We start from the raw sequence: 20,093 nt of genomic DNA, 5'->3' as shown, positions 1-20,093 counted from the left end.
AATACAATTATTCAAACAATAATAATCAAGAATCATAGGTTAAAATATTGATAAATCTTAACAAATGAAATACCATAAAATTAACATAAAAATAAGGATGGAAAGCTTATGAAAATGTTTGTGAGTGAAAGAAGAAACAAAATCATGGAACGCCTATATGAAAAAAAACGCTTAACAGTGAAAGAATTGTCGCTGGAAATTGGGGTGTCAGAAGCAACTCTCAGAACAGATTTAAATAAGATGGAAGAAGAAGGCATGTTGATTCGAACTCATGGTGGTGCCATTCTCAACGATGAGACTGAAAGCGATACCAGTTTTTCTGCAAGAGAAAAGAAAAATAAAAAAGAAAAAATACAAATAGCTAAAGAAGCTTTCAAATTTATTGAAGAAAAGCAGTGTATTTTATTAGATGCCAGCTCTACAGCCTTGGAATTAGCACGATATCTTAAAAGCCAGCCGATTCGATTGACGGTTGTGACGAGTGGTCTCCATACAGCTCTTGAGTTGAAGGAAAACCCGGACCTCACTGTCATTTTAATCGGGGGAGTAGTTACAAATCGTTCCTCATCGATTGAAGGAACACTGGGGTTAAACATATTGGATTATGTTAATGTCGATATCATGTTTACGTCTGGTAATGGCTTTTCAGTGGAAAATGGTTTAACTGATTTTAACCTTTATGAAGTATCCTTAAAAAAAGAATTGGTTAAACGGGCAAGCACAATAATAGCTATTGTCGATGCTTCAAAAATCGATAAATCATCCAGCGCAGTATTTGCTGATCCGGAAACTATTAGCACACTGATCACAGATAAGCCTGTCACCCCGAATTTTCGGAAGGATTAAAACAAAAGAACATCGATGTAATCACTTCGAAGCTCACGAGTGAAGCGTCTCTATAAAGGTGAAGGGTCCGTAAAAGAAAAAGGATGGGGATGGAATTCAAAGGACGATAAAGTGAATCTTCAATCAGTGGGGTTTTCCTTCTCCCCATCATTATAGCGGGAGCAAGTGGTATTGGCAGAGCAATCGCAAGTATTTATTTGGAAAATTGCTCCAATAAAGCCATTTTGGTTTTATGATGTTGAGGATACTGCACAATACCATTTGAAAACACACTACTAAAAAGACCGAATGGTGCGCCAACACCAAACAATTGAGTGTAACAACCCTTCAAGGGGCGGCTCACAACAAGGAGAATAACCACCTAATTGCTTACCAGGGTTACAGGGTGGTTATTTTTTTGTGTTTGAATCCATTATACTAAAGGCGTAGTGCCTGGAATCGTATAAAGATATGCGCAGCACTTATTACCGATAAATATCCTTCCCGCTTCTATATAAGAATTTCGTTCGACATAAAACGACAATGTTCAGGAAGTGACCACAGGCCTCTAATCCGCTTCCTGTTCAGGAAAAACGTCCCGCAAATCAATTTTAAGATTTTCCAATACATGTACGGGAACAGCGTCTTCTTTGTCATAAACATTTGCCAATTCCAATGATTGGCCTTTTAATAGGTATACTTCAACAATTTGATTGGCAGGATCAATAATCCAATATTCATTCACGCCGGCTTGCTGGTATGCCAACCGCTTATCCATACGATCAATCTTTGCAGAAGAAGGCGATATAATCTCGATAACCAAATCCGGAGCACCTATGATTTTGTTTCGTTTAATCTTGTTCGGGTCACATACAACAATCAAATCCGGTATCAGCCAATTTCGGACACGATCATCCATCCACTCTTTATTGGCATCTTCAAATAGGTAGACATCAATTGGAGCAGCAAAAGCTTTACAATTCTTCCCTCGTACATACGATCCAAATTCGATGGATAATTGCATCGATATATCTTGATGTTCAGGGAGTGGGGAAGGTGCCATACTTATGATTTGACCCTCCAAAACTTCACAGCGCTCTCCATTATCCCATGTGACATATTCCTCATATGTCATATCATTTTGGTTTTCATTTGCAACCCCCATATAGGAAGCTCCTTTCCAGCACATTTCTTAAAAACCATTATACACCAAAATGTGACCTTATTTCATAAGGATTTAAAATTAATAGAGCCTCTCTGAAAATTATTACACTTTTGCCGAGGCAGCAGATGACGGCCCGTCCCACCCACTTCAGATTCTCAATGTCAATCTTCATCATCCAGCTATCTCAGTGAATAATACATATCTGCTAAAGAATCATGATAACCAAAATGACACGTCGAACAGAAGAACTTCTACTAAAACAGCCCACGCCCTGTGGAGCACTTATTACCGATATCCTCCGCGCTTCTATATAAGAATTCAAGACCCTACCGGCCAAGCTGTTTCTGCAAAAATTTGATTTCATTCTGTATACCGGGATAGTCCTCTATTTCAGGGATTCTTCTGGGTTCTGCCGAGCGCTTCCGATTGATGGCATTGGCCATTTTTTCGAAAGCAAACAGAAGCTGAGACAGTTTTTCATCCGAAAGACCATGCCGTTCATGGTCCTTTGAACAGCTCTCAAGCAAATACCCTAATTGTTCAACCGTAAAGACAACCGGCCAGTAATAATCCAGTGCTTTCTGGTCAACCGGTATCTCGCCTGACACTGTATTATATACTGTTTGTAAATTGACCATATTTGTGCGCATCTTCAGCTTTTCTCTGCTTCTTGTGGCATCGAAACCTTCTCCCTGATCAGAGAAAAGAACCATTATAAATTGCGCCTGGCTCCGGATCGTTTTGGCGATTAAATGCGGAAGACGACTGGATGCCGATTTCCTTCCTACCATCCATACACCAATCAGACCGATGGCACTGCCGATTAGAATATCGATTAATCTAGCTGATGTAAAATATGAAAAACTGAATGCCTGCTGCGTTGTGCTCTCAGCCATCAGAAGGGCATTCGGGGTGAAGAACAATGCAGCCAGTCCGTAATTTTTAACGATAAACAGTTCGGTTATCCCTGTCAAAAGCAGGATGAATAGTGCAATCATGAATCCGGACGGCTGCATGGCAAGGATGACACTCGCAATCAGAATGCCCACAATGGTGCCAATTGAGCGTTGAATGGCACGATGATACGTTGCGACAATGGTGGATCCTGACATAACCGCCACACAGGAGAGCGGCACCCAATAAGACCGCTCCAATTCAAACTCAAATGCTATAATCGCAGCAATGATGGTAAGGGCGCCAAACCGTAAAGATGACAGAAAAACGATTGAATTTTTGTCCAAGGCGCCAAAGAAAATCGTCCTGATTGACGGTTTGGAAATGCGAATGACACGATTGATTTTGGCGGGCGGCTCATTAAAAATGGCATCTGCATCGTAAATTTTACTGTAAAGCGCGGCAACAGCTTCATCACCGCTGTCTTGCCGGCTAATTTTCCCGAAGACACGGTTATTGTTGTTTTTCGTATCGATTGAATTGGCCAGCATACGAAAAGATTCCGCTGATTCCTTTGGCAATGCTGTTTCCCTATCCGCAAAATTTTCAATGATATACGTGAATATCACGTTCGCATGATCAGTCAGGATATATAACCGATTAAAAAGTTCAGTTGTCCGCCACGGACTATACCCGGCAGCCAGAGTTTCTTCTGCTTCTTTCAGGACAGACATGACGCGATGTTTTTCTTCATTGAAATTCTCTGTTCCGACTGAATCCAGCAGTGATGCCAACTCCAGATATGCCCTTTTGACGACCCCTGTCTCAGGACCATGCGGATCAAAGAACCAATCGATCATGGCAATCACCCAGGAAAGGGCCCCGCCGGAAAAGACAAGACCCGCCCTAATAAGAAACGCATCCTGATCGACCGGCATACCAGTAATCATGGCAAAAACCAGAACGAAGAAAATAGCATTTGGCCCGGATATCTTTAATGCTCCAAAAATAAAGACGGCGGCCGCCCCAATAATTCCCATCAATACGGCGACCATCAGCGGATAAGGGGCAGCAAGGGTCCCTAATGCAGCAATCAGTGTCATAGCAAGTACAACAAAGAATATCTTCTTAGCCCGCTGCGCATATGGAACATTGAAAACATAGAGATATGTAAATCCGCCCAATGCAGCAATCAAGCCGTACTGCAGGTTGCCAAGCAATAATCCGATCATAACCGGCAAACCTGCCGCCAGTCCTGCCCGGAAAGCCTTCAACCATGGAAATGGATTTCGGTTTACTTTTAACGCCTGTCTGATAAGTGAAGGCGACTTGCTGGATTCATGTGTGTTTTTTTTCATGGTTAACGCTTCTTTCTATGCTGCTTCGTATGGTTGGTTACGTTCATTTTCCAAAGGCATTTCGCTTTATTTTAACATATTTCAAGGAGAAATCGTGACAGACTGCGCTGCAGCATTTTTTTGGCAGCTTGCATATTCAACCGGGACGGGCAGGGTGTCGACCGGGATATTCACGCTCGAACAAAGTCCCTGACCCCATCATGGCATCGAATAAATCACCTCACTCATCGACAACATTTCACATTTTAATTGCCCGGGCAATAATTAAGGGAAAAATGTCATCTGAACAGGCGGCAGATAATTCTTATGACAGGATATTTTTATAATATTTGACTTTGGAAAAATCACTTCCATTATAAGCACATAAATGTTAAGAATTTTTGTTTTATTCTGTGGTACAATGGTAGTAACGATTTTTTTCCGCCTATAAATTAATGTAAGTATTGGGTTGTTCCCCTATTTTTGGGGAACAACTTGTAAAAGAAAAAAGAACCGATCAGCAGTGATCAGTCCTCTTGAGTATAGTTATTACGTACTGCTCAGGCGCGGTGAATAATACCTGCAAGTCATAAATAACATGTCGCTAAATGTTGATGTATGTTACGCTGAATATAATTAATATTTCACACTCAAGACCATATTAAATGTATATTGTTCCTTATAAAGTTCCCAGGCCAATTCTTTAAGCATACAAGGGTGGCAATCAATACCTGCGTAATATTTCGTACAGCATTTATCACACATCCAATAGCCGCGTTGTATTAAGGCATTTTCTCTTTGCGTGATATCTTCCTTACATTTGCGAGTCTCTCTTATCAACCAAACCACTTCCCACTAATCATTCATTTGTTTTTCGTCAATGATACACAATCTCTTTGAAAAATATGATGTAAAATGATTCGAGCCAAAATATATGGTTGGAAAGCACCCTTTATATTCTTCAAACGGTCAGATAATCCCTGAATTGAACAATGAAACTTGCAATCTAATAAGTCCACACTTTAACCTGCAGCTGTTGCACGCCAAATTGCAACGCATCGTCTAAGTCTTCTTTATAAATGTCGAGATGCCCATTTGTAATGGCGCTTCCACGATCTTCGCAAACATAAGTTTCATTCAATTTTGGAATATGTATTTTCGAGCCAAATGGAAGAGCCGGCGGACATGCAATTGTATCTCCCTCGTCTACAATTGAGCCGGAAGCTGTTATGCCATAACCGGGGTCACCTGGTCGCTTTCCAGTAGATTCATAACCCGCCGTATAAGCTGTAACAGTAAAAGAAGTCCCATTTTGATCCGGTATTTTTATCGTTTGTCCGGGCTTAATATAAGCCGGATTCGTAATGGAAGCATTCGCTGCAATTACAGCATTCACATCAACTTGATAATTTTGGGCTATACGGTATAAACTGTCACCCGATTGTACCCTGTAATTTTTTTCAGCAGAAACCGACCCCGTGAAAAACACGAAACCCATCATACATACGATAGTCATCAAAATATATTTGATAATAACACCTCCAACTAAAAATCTATATAACTACTATCTACCCTATTTTTTCTTATTTTTAAACCCGTTTTCTATGTTTGGAAATCAAGAACACTTGTAAAACCCCATACCATACCTGCTGCCATATGCATGTCAAGACACGTCACAGCACTGATAAAATCAAGCGTTTGTTTCTATAATCGTCTTCCATATAAAAAAAGTGTCATGTTGAATCTTTACATGACACTTTTTCTTTCCACGATTCGATTATGGGAGTGAACCAACTTTGAAGGGACTGACCCCCCCATAAAACAAAATTTCGGGACAGGGGGTCTTGCCTCTGCCGCGAATTCTATTAAATAAAAATACTAATAAGCAACGATACACCAAATCCGACAAGTGCAATGATTGTTTCCATGACTGTCCAGGATTTCAATGTATCTTTTTCTGACAGCCCCAAAAAGCGACTTACCATCCAAAATCCTGAGTCATTGACATGGGACGCAATCGTTGCGCCCGATGCGATAGTGATAACAAGTAAGGCCAGCATCGGCCCCTCAATTCCAAGGTTGCCAATAACCGGTGAAATCAGACTTGCTGCAGTAACCATTGCGACCGTTGCCGAACCTTGTGCAATACGGACGGCCGAAGCAACAAGAAACGCGAAGACGATAATCGGCATATTCAAATTCGTCATCGTATTAGCAATCACATCGCCTATACCGGTTGCAACCAATACCTCACCGAACACACCACCGGCACCGGTAATCAAAATGATAATACCCGCAGGCTCCAATCCTTTTGTAGCAATTTGCTGTAGATCCTCTTTTGAATAGCCACGGCGTGTACCCAAAAAGTAAATGGCTAACAAAGCTGTGATTGTCAATGCAACGCCCGGGTTACCAATAAAAGTTAAGATACTTCTCGCCGTACTGTCTTCACCAAATATTGCACTGGAAAACGTATTTAACAAAATCAGAAGTAAAGGCAGCAAAATCAACGATGCAATCATTTTAAAGCTGGGAAGTTCTTTATCATACTCTTTACCTCTGGCTTCTTCCGCCATATTCTCGAGCATCTCTTTTGGCACTTCAACATGCATTTTTTTGGAGATGAATGTTCCAAAAACTGGCCCGGCAAGAATTGCTGCAGGAATACCCGCTATCAGTCCGAACAGAATCACCCATCCAAGATTGGCATCCAATAACGAGGAAACAGCTATTGGCCCCGGAGTCGGCGGTACAAAGCTATGCGTTACAGCAAGACCCGCTAACAGCGGAATAGCGAAGAACAGCAATGATTTCTTCGTCTTTTGAGCAAGACTGTATAAAATAGGTATTAAAATGACAAATGCAACATCCAAAAACACTGGTATTGAAATGATAACACCCGTCAGCATCAATGCCCAGTTGACACGCTTTTCACCGAACTTATCCATTAATGTCATGGCCAGACGTTCAGCACCACCGGAGGCCTTCAATATTTCACCAAACATCGAACCAACACCAATAATGACGGCAACTTCAGCTACAGTTCCACCCATCCCGTCATTAACAGCCTGAAGAACTTCTGAAGGACTCATTCCGGATAAAAGCCCGATAATATAACTGACTACCAGCAATGCAAGAAATGCCTGCAGCTTTGTTTTGATAACCAAAAACAGAAGTAAAGCTACGCCAAAAGCGGCAAGTAAAATCAATCCTACAGTAGACATTTATAATTCCCCCTCCATTTATTTAAATTATTTGATCCTACAAAACTCTTATACTACCACTCAGCAAATGTGCCATCCTTATTACGCCAGACAGGATTTTTCCACTGATGACCTGTTTTCGCCGCTTCAATCACCCGTGCTTCATCGATTTCCACGCCAAGTCCTATCCCCTTAGGAACTTTTACAGACCCGTCGGCATATTCGAATATTTTCGGGTTCTTAAGATAATCCAAAAGATCGCTGCCCTGATTGTAATGAATGCCAAGGCTTTGCTCCTGAATGATACAGTTTGGTGTACAGGCATCCAGCTGCAAAGAAGCCGCCAGATTGATTGGACCAAGCGGTGCATGTGGTGCTACCGCCACATCAAACGTTTCGGCCATCGCAGCTATCTTTTTCGCCTCCAAAATGCCACCTGCATGAGACAAGTCCGGCTGAATAACATCCACCACACCATCGGTCAGCATTTGCTTGAATCCCCACCGTGTGTAGTTACGTTCTCCTGCTGCAATCGGTGTTGCCGTGTAATTCGCAACATCCCGAAATGCTTCCAGATTTTCAGCAAGCACCGGTTCCTCAATAAACATCGGCCGGTACGGCTCAAGTTCTTTCACTAAAATTTTCGCCATCGCCTTGTGCACACGTCCGTGAAAATCTATGCCAATACCAAAGTCATTACCAACAGTCTCGCGAATCGCAGCAACCCTGCTGACTGAAGCATCCACCTTTGAATAACTGTCGATATAATTCATCTCCTCAGTTCCGTTCATTTTGATGGCAGTAAATCCGGCGTCTGCTTTTTCCTTAGCAGCAGCACCAACATCCTGTGGCCGGTCGCCGCCAATCCATGAATAGACCTGAATGTCATCACGAACCGCTCCACCCAACATTTCATATACGGGCATATTGTAAAACTTGCCTTTAATATCCCAAAGCGCCTGTTCAATACCGGAGATAGCACTCATCAGAATCGGACCGCCGCGATAAAAACCGCCACGGTATAGAACCTGAAAATGATCTTCAATGTGGCGCGGATCTTTCCCGATAAGGTAGGCCATCAGTTCAGTAACACCAGCAGCGACCGTATGGGCTCGTCCTTCAACAATCGGTTCCCCCAACCACTGATGCCTTCATCCGTTTCGATTTTTAAAAATAGCCAGCGTGGTGGTATTTTATACAGTTTAAAATCCGTAATTTTCATCGTTACACACCTTCAATCGCATCAATAAATTGTTTCGCGTTTTCGGTTATCTTTTGCAAATAAGTATCTGTCAGCGGTGAACCAGTCTTCACAAGCGAACTGCCAAGTCCTGCTGCAAGGGCACCTTTTTCAAAATACTCCCGGACGTTTAACAAATTCACCCCCCGGTAGGCATTAATGGAATATATGGAAACGGTCCCCGGACATCTTTAACATAGCCTGGTCCCATCGCTTGTGCAGGAAATACTTTAACCAAATCGGCCCCGTGTTCATAGGCTGTCAAAATCTCTGTTGGTGTCATCGCACCCGGGATGCTGACTACGCCATACCGCTTCGTCATCTTAATCGTTTCGGTATTAACAGTCGGTGAAATAATGAACGTCGCACCTGCTTCAATCGCGGTTTTAGCTGACTCAGCATCCAAAACAGTTCCTGCACCGACAAGCATTTCGCCACTAAATGCATTATTTAGTTCACTGATGATCGTCTCAACACGCGGTGTGTCCATTGTGATTTCCATAAGGCGGATACCACCATCATAGAGCGCTTCAGCTATCGGCATCACATCATCAGGATCCGCACCACGCACAATCGCAACCAGCTTATGATCGGTCATTTTTTGCAATGTATTCAACATAAAAATATTCTCCTCATCGTTCGACATCTCCTCTTGTCCGATTATCCATAAAGTTAAGCAGCCGGTCTTTTTCCGGCAACCCCTCAACGTCACCGGCTGCCATGATGACCATGGCTCCAACGGCATTTCCGCGTTGCGCTGCATCCTTCACCGACAATCCATCAAGCAGACCGGATAGAACGCCGGCTGAAAATCCGTCACCGGCTCCAACCGGGTCGACGATTTCCGAAACCTGGAAACCGTGAACAAGCCCTTCAGCATCATCGTTCAGATAATACGCGCCTTTCTTTCCCAGTTTCATGATGACTGTGGAAGCGCCTTTTTCCCTAAACTTCCTTGAAAGTTCTTCCGGAGACCCGCTTCCGAATAAAAATTCGGCTTCTTCAATTCCCGGCAGCACGATATCAGCTTGTGTTACGAGCTCGGTCAATACTTTCCTGGCCTTATTATCCGGCCATAGTTTTCGCCTTAGATTCGGGTCAAAGACCACGGTTACATCATGCTTTTTCGCATAGTCAATGGCGGTTAAAACGGTTTCATAACAGCTCTCGCTCAAAGCTGGCGTAATGCCGGTCACATGTAAATATTTCGCTCCGGCAATATAGGATTCATCCACATCTCCCGGTTTCATCCTGCTTGCCGCTGAATCCTGACGATAATACTTCACCCGCCATTCACCGGGTGTCAATTTTTCCTTAAAAAAAAGACCGGTATCAGCTGTTTCATCAAAGACTGCCTGGCTCGTATCAACCCCTTCACCGCGAATAAACGAACGAATTTTTTTGCCGAATTCGTCATCGCCAAGACGACTCATCCATCCGGCCTGAACGCCAAGTCGTGCAAGACCGATCGCCACATTGGATTCGGCACCTGCCACACGGCTCGAAAACCGATCAGTATAACGCATCGGCCCGGCGTTTTCCGGGGTAAAAAGCACCATGGTCTCCCCGAGTGTCACAACATCCATCCACTTCACCTCTTTCAATGCTTAAACACAGTATCATTCCTGACCCAAATGTTTGCGCTGGAACGATGCGATACTTTCATATTCTTCAGTAAGCATCCGTGACAAGCGAATATAAATCGGCAGCAACTCCCGGTAGATTCTTGAGGTTTCTTCATCAGGGGAATGCGTATTGGTATTGCCGACCATTTCCGACACAACACTGAAATCATCAACTTCCCCTGTCGCATACATCCCCAGTACAACTGCTCCCAGACAGGAACTTTCAAAACTTTCCGGGACAATAACCGGTTTATCAAAAATATCCGCCATCATCTGACGCCATGTTTCGGACCTCGCAAAACCACCTGTTGCCTGGATACTTTTCGGCTCGCCGGTAAGTTCTTCAAGGGCCAGCAATACCGAATACAGGTTATACAGCGTTCCTTCAAGCACTGCACGTATCATGTGTTCTTTTTTATGATGGATGCTTAATCCGAAAAAAGACCCGCGGGCGTTGGCATCCCAGATTGGTGCACGTTCCCCTTTCAGGAACGGATGAAAAATCAGACCATCCGACCCCGCGTTAACACCTGATGCGATTTTTGTAAGTACATCATACGGATCAATCGATAATCTGTTGGCTGTTTCGACTTCTGCAGCAGCGAATTCATCACGGAGCCACCGTAAAATAATCCCGCCGTTATTAACCGGACCACCAATCACCCAATGGTTTTCTGTCAAGGCATAGCAGAAAAGCCGCCCCTTTGGATCAGTTTTGGGCTCATTATATACCGTCCGAATGGCACCACTTGTACCAATTGTTACGGCAATAACACCTTCATCGGTCGCATTAACCCCAAGGTTGGACAGAACTCCATCACTTGCTCCAATAACAAACGGAACATCGGGATCAATTCCCATATATGTGAGATGTTCCTCGTAGACCCCGTCCAACTGATGTGTCGTCGGGACAATTTCAGATAGCTGATCGCGTGAAATGCCTGCTAATTTTAGCGCTTCATCATCCCAATCCAGCGTCTCCAAATTAAACAAGCCAGTCGCAGATGCGATTGAATAATCGACAAGAAACTGTCCAAAAAGTTTATAAAAGACATAGCCTTTAATCGAAATAAATTTCTTCGCTTTATTAAATATCTCGGGCTTTTCCTCTTTCATCCAGACCAGTTTCGCTAATGGGGACATCGGATGAATTGGCGTTCCAGTCCGTAAATAAATGTCATGACCGTTATGTTCTTCTTTGATTTTCCGGGCGTAATCAGCAGCCCTTGTGTCAGCCCATGTAATGCTGTTTGTCAACAACTTCCCATCGCCATCCAAGGCAATCAAACTGTGCATTACAGAACTGAATGATACCAAGCGGAGTTGATCTTTCGAAATTTTACTCTTCCGCACGACTTCCTGAACAGCCATAAGGACGGCATTGAAAATTTCCTCGGGTTCCTGTTCAGCCACCAATGTATTTGGTGTATACAGTGGATAATTGATAGTATGATCCGCTTTCATTTCACCATTTTTTTGATAAAGTACCGCCTTTGTGCTGGTTGTACCGATATCAACTCCCAGATAATATCCTTGCTCCATCGTTCTTCCTCCTAATTTAAAAACTACCTATTCACGACATCGTGTCCGCCAAATTCGTTCCTTAGTGCTGCAACAACTTTGCCGGAAAACGTGTCATCTTCCTGTGAGCGATACCGCATCATAAGCGACAATGCTATAACTGGGGCGGCAGCTTGCAAGTCCAGTGCCGTTTCCACCGTCCATTTGCCTTCTCCGGATGAGTTCATGACACCCCGGATATCATCCAGATTGGCATCTTTGGAAAACGCACTTTCAACCAATTCCATCAGCCAGGAGCGGATAACAGATCCATTGTTGAATACCTTTGCAACCTGTTCATAGTCATAATCGAATTCACTTTTCTCCAGGATATCGAATCCTTCTCCTATTGCCTGCATCATCCCATATTCCATGCCATTATGAACCATTTTCAAAAAGTGTCCGCTTCCACATTTTCCGGTGTAAAGGTAACCATTATCGACTGAAACATCCTTAAACAATTGTTCAATTTCCTTAAATTTAGCTTCGTCTCCGCCAATCATCGTACAAGCGCCTGACCTGGCACCGTCTACACCACCACTCGTACCGCAATCAAAGAAATAAATTCCATGCTCTTTTAATTTTTCGGCATGCTTGAGTGTATCGTTATAATTCGAATTACCACCATCAATTAATATATCGCCATCATCCAGCAATGGGATCAGTTCATCGATAACTGCCGTGGTAACCTTACCTGCCGGAACCATCAGCCATATCTTTCTGGGTGAAGGCAGATTTTTAACAAGTTCACGTAAAGACTCAGCGAGCTGCAAACTTTCGCTGGCAACGCTTTCAATTGCTGCAGTATTTTTATCAAATCCCACGACTTTATGCTCGTGGTCCAATAAGTTCAAGGATAAGTTAAGACCCATTTTTCCGAGTCCAATCATTCCGATTTCCATAGTGCCCTCCTGTTATCGAGTAATTTTTTTTCATTTGAATAACATTATATCAAATTTTTTTCCGTATGCAATGTTTTATGAAAATGAATTTTCATATATACTATAAAGAGAGACTTCATTCAGCGGCATCTTCCCGCTGAATGTTAGTTAAGCAGAATCAGGCATTCACGGACAGTCAGTCAGCATTTTTTGACGGATTACTGCCCTTTATGCGGGGTAAATACAGTTTAGTGATAAGGGGAATAATTATGGTAAACAATAACCAGCACTGCCTAGCCAGCATTCGAAGCAATTATGGAAAATTCAGTGATAAGGAAAAAATAATTGCTGATTTTATTTTAGAGAATCCCCAGAAAATCATTCACCATACAATTAATCAAGTTTCAGAAAAACTGGGAATCGCTGAATCGACGGTTTTCCGTTTCTGTCAGCGAATTGGTTTCAAAGGATTTCAGGCAATGAAAATTGCACTTGCAGCTGAGGTCGTAACGCCAATAAAAGATATCCATGAAAAAATCAATGAAAAAGATAGCATTGGAACCATCACCGAAAAAATTTTCCGTTCCAATGTTAAAACGATTGAGGATACACTTCATATCCAGGATGAAGTAATGATCGGGGAGGCTGTTGAAGCCATTTTACAGGCAAGGAAAATTCAATTTTTCGGGAGCGGCGGATCTGCCCTTGTAGCACTGGATGCCTATCATAAGTTCATACGCAGCGGCATTGATGTCAGTGCCAACCTGGATTCACACATGCAGATTATGTCCGCATCCCAAATGACAAATGAAGACGTTGCCGTTCTCATTTCGCACAGTGGATCAACCAAAGACTTACTCGATATCTTGCAAGTTCTAAAAGAAAATGAAATACAAACCATAGCTGTCACAAATTTTGCTAAATCACCGCTGACTGAGAAAGCAGACATTTCATTATACACTGTCGCTGAAGAAACCGATTTCCGTTCAGAAGCGTTATCATCAAGAATTGCCCAGCTGTCTATCATTGACGCGCTTTACACGAATGTCATGATTGCAAATAACGAAGCTGGCCAGGAGGCATTACAAAAAATGAGAAAAGGCATAAGTCTGAAGCGTTTATAAAGCGAAGCCTCATTCACTGGGGCGTTTTTCTTGGCAAGCTAACAAAATACCACTGCGTTTAAACGCAAAATTAAAAAACAGTTGAAGAAAATGCTATTTTGACTAAGCGTTTAGTTTTTTCTATCAGTAAAAAAAGCCACCAGCTTTGGTCAAACCAGCAGCTTCTTTATAAGAATTTCATTCGACATTAAATGTTACAAAACAAGTGCTGCAATGACACCACAGATTAAGAGAGGAATGTTGAAGTGGATAAATGTCGGCACACATGTATCCCAAATATGATGGTGCTGCCCATCTACATTCAATCCGGATGTCGGGCCAAGTGTACTGTCTGATGCCGGTGAACCTGCATCCCCAATTGCGCCGGACGTACCAATTAAAGCAGCTGTCGCCAAAGGGCTAAACCCAATCGTTGCGCACAACGGAACAAAGATTGCCGCGAGAACCGGGATGGTTCCAAAAGATGTGCCGATGCCAATAGTAACCAGCAGACCAACGAGCATCATGACAACTGCCGCCAGCAGATAGCTGTCTCCCAGCCAGCCACTCGTTGACTCGACAAGTTCGGTAACTGCTCCTGTCTCCGTTAATACAGAGGCAAAACCGGACGCGACAAGCATGACAAACGCGATCGCTCCCATCATCTTGACGCCTTCTTCCACAACAACTTCACCATTTTTCCATGTTTCAGCCCGGAAGATAAAGATAGTCAATATGCCACCTAATGCGGCCAAAACCAATGAACCATAAACAAGTTGCAATACAAGCGTTACAGCCAGACCAAGCAATGTTACAAAATGCTTCATCTGCCACTTATCATTGGTCTCTTCTGTCGCTGCAGCAACCTCACCTGTGAATTCTGTTGGAATATCCTTATAGTCGCGCGGTTTCCGGTACGTAAATAATATGGCAATTGCTAATCCAACAACCATGCCGGCTGCTGGTATCGCCATCGCCAAAGGAATTTGCGACAAAGCAATTTCCATACCATTTGCTTTCATTTCATCAACGATAATCCCTTGGAAAATCAGTCCAAATCCGACCGGCACAAGAATATAAGGTGCCTTTAAGCCAAACGTTAAAGCTGTGGCAATCCCGCGACGGTCTACTTTCATCTTGTTAAAGACTGCTAACAATGGTGGAATAAGGATTGGAATAAAAGCAATATGGATTGGAATAACATTTTGGGATAAACTTGCAAGCCCGGCAAGTGAAAACAACACAATGCCGCGCCGTCCAGTCATAACCGGCAAAATGCGCCGAATTAAAAAACCGGTAATACCGGAACGCGCGATCATAACGGCCAATATACCCAGGAGAATATAGCTTAGTGCCGTTTCACCCTGTCCTCCCAAACCGCCAACCAGCGTGGTAATGGTTTCCTCCAGTGACAACCCTGCGGTAAGACCTCCCACAACGGTTGCAATCAGAAGGGCAATAATGACGTTGACGCGTGCAAGACTAAGGGCGACTAACACAATGACAGACAAAACAACCGGATTCAATAACATTTTCTCTTCTCCCCCTCAAAATTTTAATGAATGCGTTTCCGTCATACACTAACTCGGGCCTCCAAACATCCATGGTGTTAATCGATCCACCAGGTTATCTATATATAACAAGCCATATTTTCAAATCTGGTTTCAGACACCGGACTTAAAGCGTGATAAACCGCTTCAATATCGTCAGAGAAAACACGATCACTTGCAATAGTCGGTACAATATGTCGAAAGTCGTTCCACAGCTTTTGTAATTTTGGGGCGGATTTTTCATGGCCCTGGTACTCAATGGCCTGTAATGCACAAATACACTCAATTGCCAGAACACGACGGGCATTTTGGATAATAGATCCCGCATGGCGTGCAGCTATTGTGCCCATACTGACATGATCCTCCTGGTTGGCAGATGAAGGAATGGAATCAACACTGGCGGGGTGCGCCAACGTTTTATTTTCCGAAACCAGCGATGCAGCTGCATATTGCATAATCATGGCACCTGACTCCAACCCGGGTTTCGGGCTTAAAAATGGCGGCAAGTCATTTAATTGCGGGTTGACCAACCGTTCAATCCGGCGCTCCGAAATATTGGCCAGTTCGGCTACAGCGATTTTTAAAAAATCCATCGCTAAGGCAATTGGCTGCCCATGAAAATTCCCGCCGGATATCACAAGTTGACCGTCATCAAAAATAAGCGGATTATCGGTTACAGCGTTCATCTCAATCTCGAGTTTTTCTTTTACATAATCCAGTGTCTGCCATGTTGCCCCGTGCACTTGTGGAATGCAGCGGATCGAATAGGCATCCTGAACACGCTTTTCACCTTGACGTGTGACTAATCGACTGCCTTCCAGCCAATTGTTCATGCGTTCTGCTACATGTTCCTGCTGTTTAAAGCCCCTCGCTTTATGAATAGCCGGGTGAAACGCATCAATTATGCCGCCCAGCCCTTCCATTGTTAATGCGGCAATCCATTCACTGTCGTATGCCAGTTGCTCGGCTTCAATATAATTAAGGGCTCCCAAAGCTGTCATGGCCTGTGTCCCGTTAATCAGAGCCAGTCCTTCCTTCGCTTTCAGGGTAATTGGCTGAATTGATTTAGCAGTCAATATTTTCTTTCCCTCAACCGGCTGGCCATCGTCACTATAAACCTTGCCTTCTCCTGTCAAAACAAGCGCTAAGTGTGCTAAAGGCGCCAGATCACCGGAAGCGCCCAATGAACCCTGCTGCGGGATAACGGGGTGAACTTGTTTATTGACCAGTTCTTTCAAAAGCTCCACCACTTCTGGACGAACACCGGAAAATCCTTTTAGAAGAGCGTTCAACCGAAGAAGAAGCATCGCTCTTGAAACCACTTCAGGAAACAGCGCACCAACCCCGCAAGCGTGCGAACGAATCAGATTAAGCTGCAAATCTTCCACATCTTCTTCGTTAATGATAACGTCACTAAACTTCCCAAAACCTGTGTTAATACCATAAACGGTTTGATGATTGGATACGATATCCTCAACAGCCAAACGGCTTTTTCGGACATTGGCCATACTCGCTTCCGATATGGTAATGTCTTCCAAATCCAGACAAATTCGTTTAAATTCATCAATCGTTAATGAATACCCGGTTAATTCAATCATTTGCGACCCCTCCTGCTACTAGGTACAACTACGGGCTCCCCTTTCTTAATGACCGTATCAATATGGTTCATCCCGTAGTTGTACGACAGCATCAAATAGTTCGGGACGTCAAATATGGCAATATCTGCCTGTTTCCCCACTTCAAGACTGCCGATGCGATCAGCACAATCAATCGCATGCGCGGCATTGATTGTGGCTGCAATCATGACTTCTTCCGGGGTCATACCCATTTTCAAACAGCCCAGATTCATGACGAACTGTAGGGACAGTGTTGGCGATGAACCCGGATTAGCATCGGTCGACAGTGCAACAGGCACGCCGTTATCAATCATTTTCCGCGCATCAGCAAATTCCGCCATCAGAAAGAATGCCGTCCCGGGCAACAGGACCCCATTACATCGCTTTCTGCCATGTTGCGAATCCCTTCGTCAGATGCCTTCAGCAAATGATCAGCCGAGATAGCTTCAACCTCTGCTGCAAGCTCCGCACCACCATATGGCTCGATTTCATCAGCATGGATTTTCGGTATGAGTCCGTGCTCCTTGCCGGCTTTCAGAATACGCCGTGATTGATCCGGTGTAAAAACGCCGCGCTCGCAGAACACATCATTAAATTTAGCAAGCTTGCGCCGCGCCACTTCCGGGATCATCTCATCAATTACCCGGTTGACGAATGGTTCCGGATTATCCCGCTCACTCGTCGGAACAGCGTGAGCACCCATAAACGTGGACACAATATCCATCGGGTGGTCCTGATTCAGTTTGGCAGCAACCTCAAGCTGCTTCAGCTCATGTTCCAGTGATAAGCCATAGCCGCTTTTGGCTTCAACAGTTGTCACGCCATATTGGAAAAACGTATCGAGGCGCCGTATTGATTCGTCATAGAGCTGATTAAAGTCCGCCTCCCTAGTCGCTCGTGTTGTCGCATGAATGCCGCCCCCTGCATTCATGATCTCCATATACGACTGACCCTTCAGCCTCATCGCATATTCATTTTCCCGTGTGCCTGCATGGACCAGGTGGGTATGCGGATCGATCAGACCCGGTGTGACTGTTTTTCCGGTGGCGTCTATTACCTCTGCTTCGGCGAGATCCCCCCGGTATTGTTCTTCCATGTCTTTTTGTTTTCCAACTGCCTTGAGTAATCCATCCTTTACGAGAACACTACCATTTTCAATAATATTCAGTTCCTGCATCGCTTCCTGTTTTGCAGGTTTTCCCGTATGACCTGACATCGTGACGACTTGTGATGCGTTCTTAATCAAAAGTGTTTGTGCCATGTTATTCCTCCTCGTGGTTTGCCCTTCAATTGATTTGCACCGTGCTTTGATAATCTACAGCGTTTTTCTGCCAATCTACAGCGATTATCCGTATATCTATAGCGCTGCGCTGTAAAATAACGTCAATAAAAACCGCTAACGCTTGTTATTCAGCATTGGAATGTTGACACCTTTGTCACGGGCAGTCTCTTTCGCGGGCTCATAACCCGCATCAACATGCCGCGCAATGCCCATACCGGGATCTGTCGTCAACACCCGTTCAAGCCGTGCTTCCGCATCTTTCGTGCCGTCCGCAACAATCACCATACCCGCGTGCAGTGAATAGCCCATGCCAACTCCGCCGCCGTGATGAACACTTACCCAGCTTGCCCCGCCAACACTGTTGATGAGTGCATTTAAAATTGGCCAGTCACTAACCGCATCACTGCCGTCTTTCATGCCTTCTGTTTCGCGGTTCGGTGATGCAACCGAGCCTGAATCAAGATGATCACGCCCAATCACGATTGGCGCTTTGAGTTCACCGCTCGCCACCATATCATTAATGATTTTGCCAAAACGGGCACGCTCGCCATAACCGAGCCAGCAAATTCGTGACGGCAGCCCCTGGAAACTGATTTTCTCCCGTGCCATGCGTATCCAGGTGCAAAGTGATTCATTATCGCTGAATTCCTTTAAAATAACTTCATCTGTCTTATAAATATCTTCCGGATCACCGGACAGCGCCACCCAGCGGAATGGGCCCTTTCCCTCGCAAAATTGCGGACGGATATAGGCCGGTACAAAGCCCGGAAAATCAAATGCATTCCGCACCCCTTCATCCTTGGCAACCTGACGAATATTGTTGCCATAATCAAACACGATTGCACCTTTTCGCTGCATCGCAAGCATCGCTTCCACATGGCGGGCAATGCTTTTACAAGACAGATTCGTATAATGTGCCGGATTATAAGTGCGCATATCTGCCGCTTCATCAAGTGTCATATTAACCGGCACATAGCCATTTTTCGGATCGTGTGCTGACGTCTGATCGGTCAGAACATCCGGGATAAACGCTTTGGCAACCATATCCGACAACACGTCCGCGGCATTTCCGAGCAGCCCGATTGATAGTCCCTTACCTGCATCACGCGCTTTTCCGGCTAATTTCAGCGCATGGTCCAGATCGTCTGCCTGCGTATCGAGATACTTCGTTTCCAGGCGGCGGTCAATCCGTTGCTGATCGATTTCAATCGCAATACAAACGCCCTCATTCAAAGTCACCGCAAGCGGCTGTGCACCACCCATGCCTCCAAGCCCGGCCGTCAGCGTAATCGTCCCCTTCAGACTGCCGTCAAAATGCTGACGTGCGCATTCCGCAAACGTTTCATACGTCCCTTGTACAATGCCCTGGCTGCCGATATAAATCCAGCTCCCGGCTGTCATTTGCCCATACATCATTAAACCCTTCTGGTCGAGCTCATTGAAATGATCCCAATTCGCCCACGCCGGAACCAAATTCGAATTGGCCAGCAGTACTTTTGGTGCATCCTGGTGCGTGCGGAAAACTGCCACAGGCTTGCCGGACTGCACAAGAAGCGTTTCGTCATCTTCCAGCCGCTTCAATTCCCTGACAATCGCTTCATAGCTCTCCCAATTCCGTGCCGCTTTGCCAATTCCGCCATAGACAACCAATTCATCCGGATTTTCCGCGACGTCCGGATTCAGATTATTATTCAGCATCCTGAGCGCCGCTTCCTGAATCCACCCTTTTGTGCGCAATTCTGTTCCACGATACTGTGTGACCGGTGTGTTCGTATTTGCTGTCATACAGTCATTTCCCCCTCCACTGATTTA

General features: G+C 44.4%; 14 protein-coding genes and 2 pseudogenes. 2 read left to right on the top strand and 14 right to left on the bottom strand.

All coding sequences use genetic code 11. The features are described 5' to 3' along the window. The first annotated feature begins 108 nt into the window (after positions 1 to 108). Positions 109 to 846: a DeoR/GlpR family DNA-binding transcription regulator gene (locus tag AOX59_RS16805; protein ID WP_156418740.1), complete on the top strand. Its 738-nt coding sequence runs from the start codon at positions 109 to 111 to the stop codon at positions 844 to 846. A 547-nt stretch (positions 847 to 1,393) separates the two neighbouring features. On the opposite strand, the gene AOX59_RS16800 is transcribed toward AOX59_RS16805, so the two are convergent. From AOX59_RS16800 to gnd, 10 genes and pseudogenes are all read right to left on the bottom strand, one after another. Next, positions 1,394 to 1,990 (bottom strand): Uma2 family endonuclease, encoded by a 597-nt coding sequence (locus AOX59_RS16800; RefSeq protein WP_068447231.1) that lies wholly within the window; start codon positions 1,988 to 1,990, stop codon positions 1,394 to 1,396. 326 nt (positions 1,991 to 2,316) lie between these two features. After that, on the bottom strand, positions 2,317 to 4,242 hold the full coding sequence (locus tag AOX59_RS16795) for an FUSC family protein (protein WP_068447229.1): 1,926 nt from the start codon (positions 4,240 to 4,242) through the stop codon (positions 2,317 to 2,319). A gap of 985 nt (positions 4,243 to 5,227) precedes the next feature. Beyond that, positions 5,228 to 5,722, bottom strand: coding sequence for a LysM peptidoglycan-binding domain-containing protein (locus tag AOX59_RS16785; protein WP_237049301.1), 495 nt, complete (start codon positions 5,720 to 5,722; stop codon positions 5,228 to 5,230). Between the two features lie 364 nt (positions 5,723 to 6,086). Beyond that, the gene (locus AOX59_RS16780; protein ID WP_068447223.1) at positions 6,087 to 7,445 is read right to left on the bottom strand and encodes a GntP family permease; all 1,359 of its coding nucleotides are present in this window, start codon (positions 7,443 to 7,445) and stop codon (positions 6,087 to 6,089) included. A gap of 53 nt (positions 7,446 to 7,498) precedes the next feature. Beyond that, positions 7,499 to 8,646: pseudogene (gene dgoD / locus AOX59_RS16775) on the bottom strand (galactonate dehydratase). 2 nt (positions 8,647 to 8,648) lie between these two features. Continuing rightward, entirely contained in the window at positions 8,649 to 8,801 is a 153-nt protein-coding gene (locus tag AOX59_RS20630) for a hypothetical protein (protein ID WP_335338759.1), read from the bottom strand. 2 nt (positions 8,802 to 8,803) lie between these two features. Further along, positions 8,804 to 9,283: a bifunctional 4-hydroxy-2-oxoglutarate aldolase/2-dehydro-3-deoxy-phosphogluconate aldolase gene (locus AOX59_RS16770; RefSeq protein ID WP_335338758.1), complete on the bottom strand. Its 480-nt coding sequence runs from the start codon at positions 9,281 to 9,283 to the stop codon at positions 8,804 to 8,806. Positions 9,284 to 9,296: 13 nt separating this feature from the next. Continuing rightward, positions 9,297 to 10,250: a sugar kinase gene (locus AOX59_RS16765; RefSeq protein WP_068447221.1), complete on the bottom strand. Its 954-nt coding sequence runs from the start codon at positions 10,248 to 10,250 to the stop codon at positions 9,297 to 9,299. Positions 10,251 to 10,283: 33 nt separating this feature from the next. Next, positions 10,284 to 11,831 (bottom strand): gluconokinase, encoded by a 1,548-nt coding sequence (gene gntK, locus AOX59_RS16760; protein ID WP_068447218.1) that lies wholly within the window; start codon positions 11,829 to 11,831, stop codon positions 10,284 to 10,286. A gap of 23 nt (positions 11,832 to 11,854) precedes the next feature. Next, positions 11,855 to 12,751: a phosphogluconate dehydrogenase (NAD(+)-dependent, decarboxylating) gene (gene gnd / locus AOX59_RS16755; protein WP_068447217.1), complete on the bottom strand. Its 897-nt coding sequence runs from the start codon at positions 12,749 to 12,751 to the stop codon at positions 11,855 to 11,857. A 248-nt stretch (positions 12,752 to 12,999) separates the two neighbouring features. Between gnd and AOX59_RS16750 the strand changes: the two genes are divergently transcribed. Continuing rightward, positions 13,000 to 13,854 (top strand): MurR/RpiR family transcriptional regulator, encoded by an 855-nt coding sequence (locus tag AOX59_RS16750; protein ID WP_068447215.1) that lies wholly within the window; start codon positions 13,000 to 13,002, stop codon positions 13,852 to 13,854. Between the two features lie 194 nt (positions 13,855 to 14,048). Here AOX59_RS16750 and AOX59_RS16745 read toward each other — a convergent pair whose 3' ends face one another. From AOX59_RS16745 to hutU, 4 genes and pseudogenes are all read right to left on the bottom strand, one after another. After that, positions 14,049 to 15,365 carry a Na+/H+ antiporter family protein gene (locus tag AOX59_RS16745; protein ID WP_068447213.1) on the bottom strand — a complete coding sequence of 439 codons (1,317 nt, stop codon included), beginning with the start codon at positions 15,363 to 15,365 and terminating at the stop codon, positions 14,049 to 14,051. Positions 15,366 to 15,463: 98 nt separating this feature from the next. Beyond that, entirely contained in the window at positions 15,464 to 16,981 is a 1,518-nt protein-coding gene (gene hutH / locus AOX59_RS16740; protein WP_068447211.1) for a histidine ammonia-lyase, read from the bottom strand. Continuing rightward, positions 16,978 to 18,260: pseudogene (gene hutI / locus AOX59_RS16735) on the bottom strand (imidazolonepropionase). The gene hutH and the pseudogene hutI overlap by 4 nt, the downstream one beginning before the upstream one ends. Before the next feature lie 135 nt (positions 18,261 to 18,395). Continuing rightward, positions 18,396 to 20,066, bottom strand: coding sequence for a urocanate hydratase (gene hutU / locus AOX59_RS16730; RefSeq protein ID WP_068447209.1), 1,671 nt, complete (start codon positions 20,064 to 20,066; stop codon positions 18,396 to 18,398). Positions 20,067 to 20,093: the final 27 nt, after the last annotated feature.

Source organism: Lentibacillus amyloliquefaciens, from assembly GCF_001307805.1.
Taxonomy (GTDB): Bacteria; Bacillota; Bacilli; order Bacillales; family Amphibacillaceae; genus Lentibacillus; species Lentibacillus amyloliquefaciens.
The sequence above is the reverse complement of the archived record's forward strand: the minus strand, read 5'-3'. Positions and strand labels throughout refer to the sequence as shown.